The 16140-nt window shown below is 50.8% G+C and carries 15 protein-coding genes; 1 reads left to right on the top strand and 14 read right to left on the bottom strand.

From position 1 onward, the window contains the following. Nucleotides 1-155: 155 nt before the first annotated feature. Genes nadD through leuS form a run of 4 tightly spaced genes read right to left on the bottom strand, consistent with a single transcriptional unit; the run spans nt 156 to nt 5023 of the window. Entirely contained in the window at nt 156-821 is a 666-nt protein-coding gene (gene nadD / locus IO95_RS20730; RefSeq protein ID WP_023490227.1) for a nicotinate-nucleotide adenylyltransferase, read from the bottom strand. Then, complete coding sequence (gene holA, locus IO95_RS20725) at nt 811-1845, bottom strand: DNA polymerase III subunit delta (RefSeq protein ID WP_023490226.1); 1035 nt, start codon at nt 1843-1845, stop codon at nt 811-813. Before holA ends, nadD begins: the two co-directional genes overlap by 11 nt. Continuing rightward, nucleotides 1842-2426 (bottom strand): LPS assembly lipoprotein LptE, encoded by a 585-nt coding sequence (gene lptE / locus IO95_RS20720; protein WP_023490225.1) that lies wholly within the window; start codon nt 2424-2426, stop codon nt 1842-1844. The genes holA and lptE overlap by 4 nt, the downstream gene beginning before the upstream one ends. Nucleotides 2427-2440: 14 nt before the next feature. After that, nucleotides 2441-5023 (bottom strand): leucine--tRNA ligase, encoded by a 2583-nt coding sequence (gene leuS / locus IO95_RS20715; RefSeq protein WP_023490224.1) that lies wholly within the window; start codon nt 5021-5023, stop codon nt 2441-2443. A 343-nt stretch (nt 5024-5366) separates the two neighbouring features. On the opposite strand from leuS, the gene IO95_RS20710 reads away from it, so the two are divergent. Next, on the top strand, nt 5367-5849 hold the full coding sequence (locus IO95_RS20710) for a zinc ribbon-containing protein (protein ID WP_023490615.1): 483 nt from the start codon (nt 5367-5369) through the stop codon (nt 5847-5849). A gap of 37 nt (nt 5850-5886) precedes the next feature. Here the strand turns inward: IO95_RS20710 and IO95_RS20705 are convergent, their stop codons facing one another. The 10 genes from IO95_RS20705 to miaB all read right to left on the bottom strand — a co-directional run bounded on the left by IO95_RS20705 (nt 5887) and on the right by miaB (nt 15785). Beyond that, complete coding sequence (locus tag IO95_RS20705; protein ID WP_023490616.1) at nt 5887-6612, bottom strand: amino acid ABC transporter ATP-binding protein; 726 nt, start codon at nt 6610-6612, stop codon at nt 5887-5889. Then, on the bottom strand, nt 6612-7286 hold the full coding sequence (gltK, locus tag IO95_RS20700; protein WP_023490617.1) for a glutamate/aspartate ABC transporter permease GltK: 675 nt from the start codon (nt 7284-7286) through the stop codon (nt 6612-6614). The genes IO95_RS20705 and gltK overlap by 1 nt, the downstream gene beginning before the upstream one ends. Next, entirely contained in the window at nt 7286-8026 is a 741-nt protein-coding gene (locus tag IO95_RS20695; protein ID WP_023490618.1) for an amino acid ABC transporter permease, read from the bottom strand. Before IO95_RS20695 ends, gltK begins: the two co-directional genes overlap by 1 nt. 186 nt (nt 8027-8212) lie before the next feature. Beyond that, nucleotides 8213-9109, bottom strand: a complete 897-nt coding sequence (locus IO95_RS20690; RefSeq protein WP_023490619.1) for an amino acid ABC transporter substrate-binding protein — start codon at nt 9107-9109, stop codon at nt 8213-8215. 406 nt (nt 9110-9515) lie between these two features. After that, complete coding sequence (gene lnt / locus IO95_RS20685) at nt 9516-11045, bottom strand: apolipoprotein N-acyltransferase (protein ID WP_023490620.1); 1530 nt, start codon at nt 11043-11045, stop codon at nt 9516-9518. A 7-nt stretch (nt 11046-11052) separates the two neighbouring features. Then, entirely contained in the window at nt 11053-11931 is an 879-nt protein-coding gene (corC, locus tag IO95_RS20680; RefSeq protein ID WP_023490621.1) for a CNNM family magnesium/cobalt transport protein CorC, read from the bottom strand. 207 nt (nt 11932-12138) lie between these two features. After that, nucleotides 12139-12612, bottom strand: a complete 474-nt coding sequence (gene ybeY / locus IO95_RS20675) for an rRNA maturation RNase YbeY (protein WP_023490622.1) — start codon at nt 12610-12612, stop codon at nt 12139-12141. Continuing rightward, the gene (locus tag IO95_RS20670; RefSeq protein ID WP_023490623.1) at nt 12609-13664 is read right to left on the bottom strand and encodes a PhoH family protein; all 1056 of its coding nucleotides are present in this window, start codon (nt 13662-13664) and stop codon (nt 12609-12611) included. Before IO95_RS20670 ends, ybeY begins: the two co-directional genes overlap by 4 nt. Nucleotides 13665-13835: 171 nt before the next feature. Beyond that, entirely contained in the window at nt 13836-14171 is a 336-nt protein-coding gene (locus IO95_RS20665) for a zinc ribbon domain-containing protein YjdM (RefSeq protein WP_023490624.1), read from the bottom strand. A 189-nt stretch (nt 14172-14360) separates the two neighbouring features. After that, nucleotides 14361-15785, bottom strand: coding sequence for a tRNA (N6-isopentenyl adenosine(37)-C2)-methylthiotransferase MiaB (gene miaB, locus IO95_RS20660; protein WP_023490625.1), 1425 nt, complete (start codon nt 15783-15785; stop codon nt 14361-14363). Nucleotides 15786-16140 lie beyond the last annotated feature (355 nt).

Raw genomic sequence — 16140 nt, 5'->3', positions numbered from 1 at the left:
TGAGGATGTTCTGTTTATCCGGCTGCTTAATAATAGCGCGAATCATGGTGGTGTCGGCTGGATTTCACTGAAAGCGGGTTGAGCATGACCTTGACAACGGTCTGCGGAGGCTTCAGTGGATACCCGAAAAATAGCGGGGCAGTATAGCATGCGGCCTAGCGATATAAACCCTGTAACTCGATATAACGCAGCACCGAGTGCGGTAATAGAGCATCACAACCCATGCCCTGATGAAGACGTTGGCGTATTTCGGTGGCAGATATCTCCAGTAATGGGGTATTCGCCCGGTAGATATAGCCACTGGGTTGCTGGCTGAGCAAGGTCGGATCACTAATCTGGTGTTGCTCCAACCAGCCTTGTAGCTCGGTACTGTCCATTTGCTGCTGGTAGCCAGGGCGAGCTAATACTAACAGATGGCAGACATTCAGCAGATCTTGCCAGCGATGCCACTTATGCAAAGACAGCAATGAATCCTGACCGATGATAAATGCCAGAGGTAATGCAGCGCCACGTTCTTTACGTATCATTTCTAACGTATCGATGGTGTAAGAAGGTGTTGTACGCTGTAATTCGCGCTCATCCACGGTGAACAACGGGTGATCCGCTATCGCCAGCTTGACCATGGCTAACCGCTGTTGCGGGTTGGCTTCCGGCTGTGGGCGATGTGGCGGCACATGATTGGGTAGCAGAGTCACCTGCTGCAGTCCCACCTCGTTTGCCAAGGCTTCCACCGGGCGCAGATGGCCGTAGTGGATCGGGTCAAAAGTGCCACCAAACAGAGCATGTAAGGTCAGTGCGTGTAACGGCTGGTTAGTGGGCATCGGCGAAACTCGTGGGTAACGGTTTACCGCACAGCAACATCGACAAGGTTTCCAGCTCTGACCACACCGATTGGCTGTACTCTTGTTTAAGCAGAACTTCGATTTTTGCCAGCAGGTGCACGGCCTGCTGTAATTGCTGGCTAGACAGGCGTTGCAATGCTTGGGTGATCAGGTTACGGCGGTTTTGCCAGACTTTTTGCTGATCAAACAGGGTACGCAGTGGAGTGGTTGCCATCCGACGCTGCAACGTGAGTAATGTTAATAGCTCCCGTTGCAAGGTTCGCAGCAGGATCACCGGCTCAATATCTTCTTGTTGCAATTGCTGGAGAATATGCCAGGCACGTTTACTTTTGCCCGCCAGCAGCGCATCCAGCCAGTGGAATGGGCTGAAATGAGCCGCATCGTTCACGGCTTGCTCCACTCGAGGCAAAGTCAGTTTGCCATCAGGGTGCAGTAACGCCAGTCTTTCCAACGCTTGAGCGAGTGCCAAAAGATTGCCTTCATAGCAGTAGCACAGCAGTTGATTCGCGGCATCATCCAGCTCAAGCGACATCGATTTGGCCCGCTGTGTTACCCAACGGGGGAGTTGTGCCTGCTCTGGCGTCTGGCAACTGACTAAAACCCCATTAGGGCTAACGGCTTTGAACCAGGCGCTGTTTTCTTGTGCTTTAGTCAAACGCGGGCCGCGCAGTACCAACAGGATATCCTGATGTAGCAAACTGGCCAGTTTGGTTAAATGTTCAGCCATCACCGCGGTTAGGCCGTTGTCTGGCAAGGTCAATTGCAGGGTTTGCCGGCTGGAAAACAGACTCATCGCTTGGCAGATGCTGAAGATGGCATCCCAATCGGTTTGGGCATCCAGAGTTATTGAGTAATGTTCGCTAAACTGCTGTTGTTGGGCAGCCTGGCGGACTAAATCCTGACTTTCCTGCAGCAGCAACGGTTCATTGCCACTCAATAAATAACAAGCGCGCAACCCCTCTCGGAGTTGCGCGGCAAGTTGTTCAGGATAGATACGCATCATGGTGCGTTAGCACTTACCGTTTTTTTATCCATAGCCGTTTTTTTACTCATATCAACGGCCTTTTGCTGCTCGCTTAATTGGGCGGCTTGGATCACCGACTGGAATTTACGCAGAATTTGTTGCGCGGCCTGTCGGCGCATTTCCTGCAGGATTATCTCCTGCTCAGAATCTTTCGCCAGTGCGGTTAATGGGTTATCAAAGAATGTGCGGAAGACCTTGACGTTGATCGGATAGAGGTCATGCCCAGGCAGCAACACCTGCGCCTGAACCGTCATCACCATTTGAAATTCCGCTGTTTTACCATCCTGAAAGATTGACACCGTGTCTTGGCTTTGTGTCGAACTCACGATACGTAAAGAAGGAACCTCTTTTTGGGCCGGATCATATTTGACCACATTAGTACCGCTAAGACGTAATTGCTCACGCACTGCCCGAGTCAGTGGACCAAAGGGATCGTAGCTGTCCAGGATCAGGGTATGCAATTCCGTGGGCACCTGGGTGTTGCCACGCAAATGAAACCCACAACCGGCGGTGACCAGCACCGCTAACCCCAGTAATAACGTTAGAATGCGATGTTGCACAAAGTCTCCTTGTGTTAACCCACAACCAGGTTAAGCAATTTGCCTGGAACATAAACCACTTTACGCACTGTAACCCCTTCCAGATACTTGGCCACCAAATGTTCCTTTGCGGCCTGTTCACGGACTTGATCTTCAGTGGCGTCAGCGGGTACGGTAATTTTCGCACGGACTTTGCCGTTAACTTGTACCACCACCAACTTGGAGTCTTCTACCATCGCGGCGTCTTCTGCTACCGGCCAGGGTGCAGTATCCACATCACCGGTACCGTTTAACGCTTGCCACAAGGTAAAGCAGATATGCGGGGTAAATGGATAGAGCATCCGCACTACCGCCAGCAACGCTTCCTGCAGCAAAGCACGATCCTGCGCGGTTTCTTGTGGTGCACGGCCCAGTTTATTCATTAACTCCATTACTGCGGCAATGGCGGTGTTAAAGGTCTGGCGGCGGCCAATATCATCGGTCACTTTTGCGATGGTTTTATGCACATCACGGCGTAACGCTTTCTGATCTTCATTCAGCGCAGCGACATTCAGTGGCTGAACCGCACCTTGCTCCAGGTGATCGTAAGCCAGTTTCCATACGCGCTTCAGGAAGCGATTCGCCCCTTCTACACCTGACTCCTGCCATTCCAGGGTCATTTCAGCCGGAGAAGCGAACATCATAAACAGACGAACGGTATCCGCACCGTATTTTTCCACCATGACTTGTGGGTCGATGCCGTTATTTTTCGACTTCGACATTTTGCTCATGCCAGCATAAACCAATTGATGGCCTTGTGAGTCGGTGGCGTTGACAATACGCCCCTTTTCGTCACGTTCAACAATGGCGTCAACCGGGGAGACCCAAATGCGCTCACCATTACTACCGCTGTAGTAAAAGGCATCAGCCAGCACCATACCTTGGCACAAGAGGCGCTTGGCTGGCTCGTCTGAATCCACCAGCCCGGCGTCACGCATCAACTTGTGGAAGAAACGGAAATACATCAGGTGCATGATGGCATGTTCGATCCCCCCCACATACTGATCCACAGGCAGCCAGTAGTTGGCGGCGGCAGGATCTAACATCCCTTGGTCATATTGTGGGCAGGTATAACGCGCGTAATACCAGGAAGACTCCATAAAGGTGTCGAAGGTATCGGTTTCACGCAACGCGGGTTGACCGTTAACGGTGGTTTTCGCCCATTGCGGATCTGCTTTGATTGGGCTGGTAATACCATCCATCACCACATCTTCCGGCAGGATCACCGGCAGTTGGTCTTCTGGGGTTGGCATCACTGTACCATCTTCCAGTGTGACCATCGGGATCGGCGCTCCCCAGTAACGCTGGCGGGAAACGCCCCAATCGCGCAGGCGGTAGTTGACCTTACGTTGGCCGACTCCCTGCATCACCAGTTTATCTGCAATGGCATTAAACCCGGCTTGATGATCCAGACCATCAAATTCACCTGAATTGAACAGAGCGCCTTTCTCGGTCATTGCCTCGGTGCTGATATCGGGCTGGCTGCCATCGAGATTCAGTATCACCGGCTTGATCGGCAATTGGTATTTAGTGGCAAATTCCCAGTCGCGTTGATCGTGAGCGGGAACTGCCATCACCGCTCCGGTGCCATATTCCATCAACACAAAGTTGGCAACCCAGATAGGCAGCTTTTCACCGTTGAGAGGATGGATGGCAAACAGGCCCGTGGCCATGCCTTTCTTCTCCATCACCGCCATGTCCGCTTCGGCAACCTTGGTATTACGGCATTCATCAATAAAGGCGTTCAGGGCGGGGTTATTTGTTGCACCTAGCTGTGCCAGCGGGTGGCCAGCAGCCACCGCCAAATAGGTTGCCCCGATAAACGTATCCGGGCGGGTGGTATAGACGGTCACTTTTTCATCGCTATCGGTGACGTCAAAGGTAATTTCCACCCCTTCAGAACGGCCAATCCAGTTACGCTGCATGGTTTTTACCTGCTCAGGCCAACTTTCCAGTGTGTCCAGGTCGTTGAGCAGTTGATCAGCATAAGCGGTGATCTTGATAAACCATTGCGGGATCTCTTTACGTTCAACTTTGGTGTCGCAGCGCCAGCAGCAGCCGTCAATCACCTGCTCGTTGGCCAATACGGTGAGATCATGTGGGCACCAGTTCACCGCAGAGGTTTTTTTATAAACCATGCCTTTTTCATACAGTTTGGTGAAGAACCACTGTTCCCAACGGTAATAGTCAGGCTTACAGGTGGCAATTTCACGATCCCAGTCATAGCCGAAGCCCAGCAATTTAAGCTGGTTCTTCATATATTCGATGTTGTCATAGGTCCAGGGTGCAGGCGCGGTATTATTTTTTACTGCGGCCCCTTCCGCGGGTAGACCAAAGGCATCCCAGCCAATCGGCTGCAGCACATTTTTACCCAGCATCCGCTGGTAACGGGAGATCACATCGCCGATGGTGTAGTTACGCACATGGCCCATATGCAAACGACCCGAAGGGTATGGCAACATGGATAGGCAGTAATACTTTTCCTTGCTTGCGTCTTCGGTAACCTTGAATGTCTGTTTCTGTTGCCAGTGAAGTTGTACGGTTGATTCTATCTCTTCGGGGCGATATTGCTCTTGCATGGTGGCCAGTGGTCCTGTAGGTGTTTAACAGCTACATCCGTAGCATTTATTTGTCTATGCTCGATGAAATTTGAAAGATAACGGGCATATCTGATAGATCCGCATAGCATAGCTGATAAGGCTGCTTGACAACAACACTAAGCGTTCCCGATTCAAGTATCTGCGATGGGATAGATAGTATCCCTAGCACGCAATGACGATGGGTTTATTTTACTTGCCATGATATCACTCACAATCTGCAGATCTCGCAGCAGGTCAAATTGCAATCAGTGATTTACGGCTAGAATAATAACAGGTAGCTTAAGAGAACACGCTTGTCACAGTCATTGACCCGGGAGAGGCTATGAGCAAAGTTACTCAATACTATCGTGAGTTGGTTGCATCATTGACAGAACGCCTAAAGAATGGCGAACGTGATATTGATGAGTTGGTGGCCAGTGCCGAAAAATACCTCAATGAGGTGGAGGAGTTGACCCGTCATGAGGTGGATCAACTGGTTCTGGCAGTACGACGCGACTTGGAGGAGTTTGCCCGTAGTTATGAAGAGAGTCGTGAGGCCTTTACTGACAGTGTCTTTATGCGGGTGATCAAAGAGAGTCTATGGCAGGAACTGGCCGATATCACTGACAAAACGCAGTTGGAATGGCGTGAGGTGTTCAAGGATGTCAGCCACCATGGGGTCTATCACAGTGGTGAAGTGGTTGGGCTAGGCAATCTGGTTTGTGAAAAATGCCACTATCACCTTGCCTTCTATACCCCGGAGATTTTACCCCGCTGCCCTAAATGTGGGCATGACCAGTTCCAGCGCAAGCCCTTTGAACCTTGATGGTACGCCGGGCTTGCAGCAGTGGTGGGTAGCCGCATTAATGTAAAATTTTGGCCAGGAAGTCTCTGGCGCGTTCGGAGGTGGGGTTGTTGAAGAAGTCATCTTTATTGCGATCTTCGACAATCTTGCCTTCATCCATAAAGATCACCCGGTGAGCCACCTTACGGGCAAAGCCCATCTCGTGGGTAACCACCATCATGGTCATCCCTTCTTGCGCCAGTTCCACCATTACATCCAGCACTTCATTGATCATTTCAGGATCAAGGGCCGAGGTCGGTTCATCAAACAGCATGGCGATAGGGTCCATACATAGTGCGCGAGCAATGGCCACGCGCTGTTGTTGACCACCGGAAAGTTGACCAGGGAACTTATTGGCATGGGCGGACAGGCCGACTCGCTCCAGTAATTTCAGGCCTTTTTCCCGCGATGCAGCTTTGTCTCGCTTGAGAACTTTGACTTGTGCCAGTGTCAGGTTTTCAATGATCGATAAGTGGGGGAACAGTTCGAAATGCTGGAATACCATGCCCACCTTGGAACGTAATTGTGCCAGATTGGTCTTCTTGTCGTTAACTTGTATGCCATTAACCAGAATATCCCCTTGTTGGATCAGTTCTAGCCCGTTAACTGTTTTAATCAGGGTGGATTTGCCTGAACCAGAAGGACCACAAACCACCACCACTTCACCTTTTTTGACTTCAGTGGTGCAATCGGTCAACACCCGAAACTGACCGTACCACTTGGAAACATTTTTCAGGGATATCATCAAACTGTCCTTTTCTTCAAATAGCTTACCAGTGCCGAAGCGGCCAGACTGATAATAAAATAGACAAAACCGGCGAACAGCACCATTTCTACCCGCGTACCGTCACGCTCACCAATATTGGTGGCCGTGCGGAAGAAGTCAGCCAGGCTCAACACATAAACCAGTGAGGTATCCTGGAAAAGTACAATTCCTTGCGTCAAGAGTAGGGGGACCATGGCACGGAAAGCTTGTGGCAAGATCACCAGTTGCATTGATTGCCAGCGGGTCATCCCCAACGCCAGTGAAGCAGCAGATTGGCCGCGTGAAACGCTTTCGATACCTGCCCGAATAATTTCCGAGTAATAAGCCGCTTCAAACAACGAAAAGGCGACCATCGCCGAGATCAGGCGAATATCGTTTTTTGGTGATAAACCAAGGACCTGTTGTAAGAAGCTGGGAACCACCAGGTAGAACCACAGCAATACCATCACTAGCGGGACAGAGCGAAACAGGTTGACATACAGCGCCGCAAACCAACTGAGGGGTTTGATCGGTGACAAGCGCATAACCGCGAGCACGGTACCCCAGAGAATGCCAAATACGATGGCGACCACGGTGATTTTCAGCGTGATCCCCAGGCCCTGCAGCAGGTAAGGGAGGTTTGGGACAATCGATCCCCAATCAAATTGATACATTACTTGCTCCCCATATTGCCAGGTAACTGCACTCTCTTCTCCACCAGACGCATCAACAGCATAATGACAGCGTTGATAGCGACATAGGCCAAGGTGATAGCAGTAAATGATTCATACGCATGAGCTGAGTAATCGAGCAGTTTGCCTGCTTGCGCCGCCATATCCACCAAACCGATAGTGGAGGCGATGGCAGAGTTTTTTACCAGGTTCAACATTTCGGAGGTCATCGGCGGCACAATGATCCGGTAAGCATTGGGCAATAGCACATAGCGATAGGTTTGTGGCAATGTCAGCCCCATGGCTAACCCTGCAGCCTGCTGACCACGGGGCAGTGATTGAATGGCTGCACGTACTTGTTCACAGACGCGTGCCGCAGTAAACAAGCCAAGGCACAGCATGGAGGAGACAAAGAACTGAACGTTGGGATCCAGCTCCATTTTGAACCACATACCGATCTCTGTCGGCAGCAGTTCGGGGATCACCAGATACCAGGTGAAAAATTGGACGATCAGCGGTACGTTACGAAATAGCTCTACATAACAGGTACCCAGCGAGGAAAGGAAACGGTTAGGCACGGTGCGCAAGATGCCAAACAGTGATCCCACAAAGAAAGCAATCATCCAGGCACACAGGGAGAGGGCGATCGTGACCTGAAAACCGGACCACATCCAGCCCAGATAGGTGGTATTGCCGAAGGGGGCCGGCTGCAAGAAGATACCCCAGTTCCAATCAATTGACATAACAAACTCCATTAAACATCGAGCATGATGGGGGTTCGGCGGTAGCTCACACGCACGGGTCAGGTTGTTTTTTGCGTATGAGACCCTGAACTTGTCTGGAGCAATGCGGGAGGGGAACTACCCCCCGCATTTCTGTCTGCCCTCAGTCAGCCATCAACATGGCCAGTGATACTGGCCTTATTATTATTAATTTAATGCTTTGTCATTCGGCTCTTTGAACAATTGCTTCATGTCATCAGACAGTGCGAAGTTCAAGTTGAGGTTTTTCGGTGGGATAGGTTGTTTGAACCAGGTATCAAACCATTGTATAGCCTGACCCGAGGTTTGAACTTGGCTGATGGTCTCATCAATCAATTGTTTAAATTGCGGGTCATCTTTGCGCATCATACAGCCATAGGCTTCTCTGGATTGCGCAGTGCCGGTGATTTCCCACTGGTCAGGCTGCTTGGCTTTGGCCCGTTCGCCTGCAAGTAGGGCGTCGTCCATCATGAATGCCACTGCACGGCCGCTTTCCAAGGTACGGAAAGAGTCACCATGATCTTTGGCACTGATGATGCGCATTTTCATCTGCCCGTTGTCATTGAGTTTGTTGAGCAGGACTTCAGACGTTGTCCCCGAAGTGACCACCACGGTTTTACCCGCCAGGTCTTTAAAGTCTTTGATATCGGAGTCTTTCTTCGCTAGCAGACGAGTGCCGACAATAAAAATGGTGTTGGAGAATGTGGCTTGTTGTTGGCGCTCAAGGTTGTTGGTCGTCGAACCACACTCAAAGTCGTAAGTCCCGTTTTGTAACAATGGGATACGATTCTGCGAGGTGATGGGGATCATTTTCACCTGCAGATTGGGTTGGTTCAATTTCTTCTTGATGGCATCAATAATTTGGTTGGAATAGTCCTGGGAGTAGCCGACCACTTGCTGTTGATTATCATAGTAAGAGAAGGGGACCGAAGACTCACGGTGGCCGACAACAATCACGCCGTTATCGTTGATTTTCTTTAGTGTACCGGTCAATTCTTCCGCATGGGCTACGCTACCCGCCATACCGATAAACAGTAACGATAACGCCAATTTACGTAGTTGCATGGTTTAACTCCTTTGTTGTTGTAATAGTCTGTACTCAGGGAGTGTTGAGCTAAAGCGACTATTCGAGGTTTGAGTTATTTAGCGTATGAAACCGCTAAAAAATAGCTCAATGTAAATATAATGTAATTAAATTGTTTTGTTTTTTGCGACATCACACGCACCAAATTAATGCAATAAACCCACTGCACACCAGTAAAGTGCGCGTAATACGCTGGAGTTGTGCATATATCCACGTTCTTTCGGGCTATTCAGGGGGCTGTGCTGCCGGACCTTAGCGGCTAACTGGCGATAACCTGGATTTGGATATGATTTTATTAAAGCAAGGAACATGCCAAAAATCGGCGCCATGAAATGTTAAGGCGTGGTGAGAAAAGCACGGCAAGGCGCCGTGCTTAAGAGTGGAAGGTTATTTGCGGCGCCAACGAGCGACCAGGGCAATAGCACCTAACAGCGCACTGATCAGCCAAATGGGGGCTGAACCAAAACGCGCGTAAGGGGTGATCCCGCTGGTGGGGGTGACCGTCACTTCCAGCACGCTTCGGGTGAATTGTGGGATGGAAGCCTGTACTTCACCTGTCGGCCCAATCGCTGCAGTAATGCCGTTATTGGTGGCGCGTAGCAACGGCCGGCCTAATTCCAGTGCTCGCATCCGCGCCATTTGGAAGTGCTGCCATGGGCCAATAGAGTTGCCGAACCAGGCATCATTCGAGATGGTCAGCAGGAAATGGGTATCTGGATGCAAATTATCCCGTACTTGTTGACCCAGCACAATTTCATAGCAGATGGCCGCAGTCAGGTTGTAACCGCGCACACTCAACGGTGGCTGCACATAATTACCACGGCTGAATGAGGACATTGGCAAATCAAAAAGTGGCGCTAATGGCCGCAGCAGAGTTTCCAGCGGTACAAATTCACCAAAGGGCACCAGATGGTGTTTGTCGTAACGATTGCTGGCGGGGTAACGGTAGGGTTCCTCTTCCCCAAGGACGATCACACTGTTGAAGATCTCTCTGCCCTGTGGTGTGGCGCGGACATCGACAATCCCGGTGATCAGGCTGCTGTTGTTAGCTCGCATCATCTCATCAAGCATGGTCAGAAAGCCATGTTGGTTGCTTTCCACATCCGGAATGGCGGACTCCGGCCAGATGATAATGGGGGCTTTACCGATATAGGGCCTGCTCTCATCCAGATAGGTTTGCAGCGTATTTTGCAACGCACTGGGGTCCCATTTCAGCGATTGTTCGATATTGCCTTGCACCATGGCGATATTCACCGCCTTCTCCGGCAGTGGGGTAAACCACTGCAACTGGCGCAGTGGCCAGGGCAGCAGTAACATTGCCAGCGCAATCACCCCAGGGGTAATGCGCCGCTGGTTAATGGCAAAAACCAGTAGCCCACTGAGAGACATTAAAATTAAGGTGATGGCATCCACGCCCAGCAATGGCGCGATACCTTGCAGCGGACCATCAATCTGGCTATAGCCAAATTGCAACCAGGGGAAGCCAGTGAGCACCCAACCGCGCAGGAACTCGGTCAGTTGCCATACGGCTGGGGCGGCAATGGCCAGTTTCCACCAACTGGTCTGTGGCCAGATACGGGTCAAGAGCCCAGCGAATAGCCCGGTGTAGAGTGAGAGATAGGCGGCCAGCAGTACCACCAGAAAGAGATTGATGGCAAAGGGCATACCACCGAAATCAGCAATGCTGACATAGACCCAGTTCACGCCAGTGCCAAACAGCCCCATGCCCCAGAAGAAGCCCAGCATAACAGACTGTTTCGTGGTGCGATTAAGCGTAATCGCTAACAGACCGACCAGGGAAACAATCGCCGCTGGCCAGATATCGTAAGGTGAGAATGCTAATGTGCCGCAGGCACCGGACAACAGCGCCAGCAGGGTACGAACCCACTGGCGTTCAAGTAAGGGGGCTTTAGCCATAAATGATTTATTCTTCCAGTTTCGGTGGTGGCGAGTCGTCCGGAATTTTGACATGAACCTGGATGATACGTCGACTGTCGGCCATGGTCACTTTAAACAAGTAACCTTCGATTTCGATGGTTTCCCCCCGCGCAGGCAGGTGACCGAAGGCTTGCATCACCAGACCACCAATGGTGTCAACTTCCTCATCACTGAAGTGAGTACCAAATGTTTCGTTAAAATCTTCGATAGGGGCCAGAGCGCGCACGGTAAACATGTGGCGATTCAGTTGGCGAACATCGAGATCTTCCTCATCGTCGTATTCATCTTCGATTTCACCCACAATCAGTTCCAGAATATCTTCAATGGTGACCAGGCCAGAAACACCACCGAATTCATCAATGACAATCGCCATATGATAACGCTGGGAGCGGAACTCTTTCAGCATCCGGTCAACCCGTTTGCTCTCAGGGACCACAACGGCAGGGCGCAACACCTTGTCGATGCTGAATGGCTCGGAATCTGCGCGCATAAACGGCAATAAATCCTTAGCCATCAGAATACCTTCGATGTGATCCTTGTCTTCACTGACTACCGGGAAGCGGGAGTGTGCAGATTCAATAATCACGTCCAGGCACTCTTCAAGGGTCTGGTTACGCTTTACGGTGACCATCTGGGAACGCGGGATCATGATGTCACGTACCCGTTGCCCGGCGATATCCATCACCCCTTCGAGCATGTCACGGGTATCGGGATCAATCAGCTCGTTTTGCTCAGAGTCGCGGATCAGCTCAACCAAATCGTCACGATTTTTAGGTTCACCATGGAACAAATGGTTAAGGATAAGAGTAAAGAACCCCTTTTTGGGACTGGGGCTGTCATTGCTTTGTGAATGGTCGTCGCTCATGGCGTTTTAGTTAATATCACTCAGGTCAGAGGGATCAAAATTAGCAACATACTCTTCATTCTTCAAGTTGATTGGGTGTTGGCTGCGTTCGTTCGCACCAGTCACATAGTTATCTATGCTCCTGGCGACTTTCGGACTTGCCGCCTGCAAGCAACTCGAATTATTTTGAGTACAGTTCCCATGCAGGGCAAGGGCTGTTTGCTAACATCAGATGGGATCTTTTTCCGCCAGGTAAGGGTCTGGGTAGCCCATCTCCTGCATAATCTCGGTTTCCAAAGATTCCATTTCTTCGGCTTGCTCATCTTCAATATGGTCATACCCTAGCAGATGAAGGCTACCGTGAACAACCATATGTGCCCAATGGGCCTCCAGCGTTTTTTGTTGTTCAACGGCTTCCCGTTCCACCACCTGACGGCAAATAACCAAGTCCCCCAACAGCGGTAATTCGATTCCCGCCGGGGCTTCAAACGGGAATGACAGCACATTGGTGGGTTGGTCTTTGCCGCGATAAGTGAGATTCAACTGCTGGCTTTCCGCTTCATCCACCAGGCGGATAGTGACTTCCGACTGTTCCTGAAACTGTGGCAAGACCGCGTCCAGCCAACGCTGGAATTGGTTTTCAAGGGGTAGCCCTTCACTGTTGTCACAGGCCAGTTGTAAATCGAGGATCACTGGGCTCATGGCATCTCCTGCCCGGGGGCGGTTAACGCATCACGTTTGCGTTGCTCGGCGAGGGCATCTTTGCGTTTCTGTTCGGCGGCTTCCCAAGCTTCATAGGCGATCACCACGCGGGCGACCACCGGGTGCCGTACCACATCTTCACTGTGGAAAAAGTTGAAACTGATCTCTTCCACTTCAGAGAGCACTTCCACCGCATGGCGCAGGCCAGATTTCTGGTTACGTGGCAGATCGATTTGCGTCACATCACCGGTAATTACCGCTTTCGAGTTGAAACCGATACGCGTCAGGAACATTTTCATCTGTTCGATGCTGGTGTTCTGGCTTTCATCCAGAATGATAAAGGCATCATTCAATGTGCGGCCACGCATATAAGCTAATGGGGCCACTTCGATCACATTCCGTTCGATCAGTTTTTCCACTCGTTCAAAGCCGAGCATTTCGAATAGGGCGTCATACAGGGGGCGCAGGTAGGGATCAACTTTCTGGCTGAGATCCCCAGGCAGGAAGCCAAGTTTTTCACCCGCTTCCACTGCTGGGCGAGTAAGCAGGATACGGCGGATCTCTTGACGCTCTAGGGCATCTACCGCAGCGGCAACCGCCAGATAGGTCTTCCCGGTACCGGCAGGGCCAATACCAAAAGTGATGTCATGAGCGAAAATATTGGCGACATATTGCGCCTGATTGGGGGTACGGGGCTTTACCATGCCACGTTTGGTCTTGATGGTAACCGCTTTACCATAATCTGGGACGCTTTCGGCAACCTGCTCCAGTACCCGGCTCTCTTTGATAGCCAAGTGGATCTGCTCTGGATCGATATCTGGGGTCACGCCACGAATCGGTGCGGTATCCACATACAGATGGCGCAGAATATCCGCTGCGGCAGCAACACAAAGGTTTTTACCGACCAACTTGAAGCGATTATCCCGCCGGTTGATTTCAATCCCCAACCGACGTTCGAGTTGTTTGATATTGTCATCAAACGGGCCACAGAGGCTCAACAAGCGTTGGTTATCTGCAGGCTCTAACAGGATTTCTTGTGTTGCGACGTTCAAACGATTCCTCAAGGCTCATTCTGGGCCTGGTTAATGTCATCTAATCTAATTTCAGTGTATATCCCCTTTGATGGGAATACCTTGAATTATTCATGCCGTGTGGCACAGGTGCAAGTCCTTACACCTGTGACACATGCAATCCGGGCAAATCGTTCGGCCCAGAAGAGCAGATTAGTTCTTTTTCACAAATTCCGATTTCAGCTTCATTGGGCCAAAACCGTCAATTTTACAATCGATGTTGTGATCACCCTCCACCAGACGGATGTTTTTCACTTTGGTGCCAATTTTCAGCATGGAAGAGCTGCCTTTCACTTTCAGGTCTTTAATGACCGTCACAGCATCACCATCAGCGAGCAGATTGCCATTGGCATCTTTGACAATCAGGGTATCGGCATCTTCAGCGCTGGCGTTGTCGCTCCACTCATAGGCGCACTCGGGGCAGATGAACAGGTCGTTATCCTGGTAGGTATATTCGGAGTTGCACTTCGGGCAGTGTGGCAGTTGCATTAGATTATTGCCTCTTTATTAAAATAAAAAAAATGACCAGGCAATATCTGCCTGGTAAAAAATAGCAAAGTGACGGTATTGGGCAGCAGCGTCTAGGTTGTCTATTCGTTTCACTGCCATTCAAGTTGCTGGCGCATTTGGCCGCCTAACGGCAACTTGAATCGGCGAGGCTATAGACGCCAATCCGCATCAAGGCTGATAGCTGCCCACACCCAGAGCATCTTCTTTACGGGTACGAGCGATCACCGATTGCGGCGATTCATGTACCCGTAACGCCATCTGTTGTTCAGTACGGACCAACGCGCCGCGCAGCGAGTTACTGCGTACCTCGGTAATTTCCACATCAACAAACTGGCCAATTAAATCCGGTGTTCCCTCAAAGTTGACCACCCGGTTACATTCGGTGCGGCCAGCCAGATCCATCACGCTCTTGCGGGAAACTCCCTCCACCAGAATGCGTTGCTCAGTGCCAAGCATACGGCGGCTGAACTGCAACGCCTGTTGGTTAATGCGCTCTTGCAGAATATAGAGCCGCTGCTTTTTCTCTTCCAGGGTGACATCGTCAACCATATCCGCGGCCGGTGTTCCGGGGCGTGAGGAGTAGATAAAGCTGTAGCTGAGATCAAAATTGACGTCGGCAATCAGGTTCATGGTTTGTTCAAAGTCGGCTGCAGTCTCCCCTGGGAAGCCAACGATGAAATCAGAACTGATCTGTATGTTGGGCCGGGCTTTACGCAGCTTGCGAATAATAGACTTATATTCCAACGCGGTGTGAGCACGTTTCATCATGGTCAAGATGCGGTCTGAACCACTTTGTACCGGCAGGTGCAGGAAGCTCACCAGCTCAGGGGTATCTTCATACACCGCAATAATATCGTCGGTGAATTCTATTGGGTGGCTGGTGGTAAAACGCAGACGGTCAATACCGTCAATGGCCGCCACCAGACGCAGCAATTCAGCAAACGAACAGATATCGCCATCGTAAGTCGCACCACGATAAGCATTCACGTTCTGCCCCAGCAGGTTGACTTCGCGTACCCCTTGGGCCGCAAGTTGGGCGATTTCGAACAGGATGTCATCGCATGGGCGGCTGACTTCTTCACCACGGGTATAAGGCACAACACAAAAAGTGCAGTATTTATTGCAGCCTTCCATGATTGAAACAAACGCCGTGGGGCCGTCAGCGCGGGGTTCGGGTAACCGATCGAACTTTTCGATTTCCGGGAAGCTGATGTCGATAACCGGGCTACGGGTGCCAGTCACCTGTGCGATCATCTCTGGTAGACGATGCAAGGTCTGCGGGCCAAAGATAATATCGACACAGGGTGCGCGTTGGCGGATATGCGCGCCTTCTTGTGAAGCAACACAGCCACCCACGCCAATAATCAGGTCAGGTTTCTTCTCTTTCAGTCGCTTCCAGCGGCCTAACATATCGAAAACTTTCTCCTGTGCCTTTTCGCGAATAGAACAGGTATTCAGCAGCAACAGGTCCGCCTCTTCAACGTTTTCGGTTGGTTGGTAACCCAGTGTGCTACCCAGTAAATCCGCCATTTTTGATGAGTCATACTCATTCATCTGGCAGCCCCAGGTTTTGATATGTAGTTTTTTCGTCATTGACTTGTCATTACCCGTGGAGAGAGAAAAATGTGTTATGTGCCATAGATACTCAGATTGCTTCAATCTACAGCCGTGCTGGCTGCGATCTCAATAAATCAGAGTATATAGGTGGGGTATTGTAATCATTTGATGCGGCTGTGACCAGTGACGTGAAAGCAGCATGCGGCCCGAAGCCAGATCCGGTACACTAAAGTTCGCGTACCGCGATGACGCAGCCCCAGCAATACTCAGCTAGACAGCATGATGCGGGGGATTTTGGGCGGCATGGCACTCAACGAATCAATAAGCATAACGAAAATGAAAACTTCGCAAAAACAGGTTGATGTCCTGGTGGTGGGGGGCGGCATGGTAG

Source organism: Serratia sp. DD3, from assembly GCF_000496755.2.
The sequence above is the reverse complement of the archived record's forward strand: the minus strand, read 5'-3'. Positions and strand labels throughout refer to the sequence as shown.

Excerpts from the sequence above, each read along its gene's own strand:
- nadD (WP_023490227.1), bottom strand. The coding sequence starts at position 821 with ATGCCCACTAACCAGCCGTTACACGCACTGACCTTACATGCTCTGTTT.
- holA (WP_023490226.1), bottom strand. The coding sequence starts at position 1,845 with ATGATGCGTATCTATCCTGAACAACTTGCCGCGCAACTCCGAGAGGGG.
- leuS (WP_023490224.1), bottom strand. The coding sequence starts at position 5,023 with ATGCAAGAGCAATATCGCCCCGAAGAGATAGAATCAACCGTACAACTT.
- IO95_RS20710 (WP_023490615.1), top strand. The coding sequence starts at position 5,367 with ATGAGCAAAGTTACTCAATACTATCGTGAGTTGGTTGCATCATTGACA.
- IO95_RS20705 (WP_023490616.1), bottom strand. The coding sequence starts at position 6,612 with ATGATATCCCTGAAAAATGTTTCCAAGTGGTACGGTCAGTTTCGGGTG.
- gltK (WP_023490617.1), bottom strand. The coding sequence starts at position 7,286 with ATGTATCAATTTGATTGGGGATCGATTGTCCCAAACCTCCCTTACCTG.
- IO95_RS20695 (WP_023490618.1), bottom strand. The coding sequence starts at position 8,026 with ATGTCAATTGATTGGAACTGGGGTATCTTCTTGCAGCCGGCCCCCTTC.
- IO95_RS20690 (WP_023490619.1), bottom strand. The coding sequence starts at position 9,109 with ATGCAACTACGTAAATTGGCGTTATCGTTACTGTTTATCGGTATGGCG.
- lnt (WP_023490620.1), bottom strand. The coding sequence starts at position 11,045 with ATGGCTAAAGCCCCCTTACTTGAACGCCAGTGGGTTCGTACCCTGCTG.
- corC (WP_023490621.1), bottom strand. The coding sequence starts at position 11,931 with ATGAGCGACGACCATTCACAAAGCAATGACAGCCCCAGTCCCAAAAAG.
- ybeY (WP_023490622.1), bottom strand. The coding sequence starts at position 12,612 with ATGAGCCCAGTGATCCTCGATTTACAACTGGCCTGTGACAACAGTGAA.
- IO95_RS20665 (WP_023490624.1), bottom strand. The coding sequence starts at position 14,171 with ATGCAACTGCCACACTGCCCGAAGTGCAACTCCGAATATACCTACCAG.
- miaB (WP_023490625.1), bottom strand. The coding sequence starts at position 15,785 with ATGACGAAAAAACTACATATCAAAACCTGGGGCTGCCAGATGAATGAG.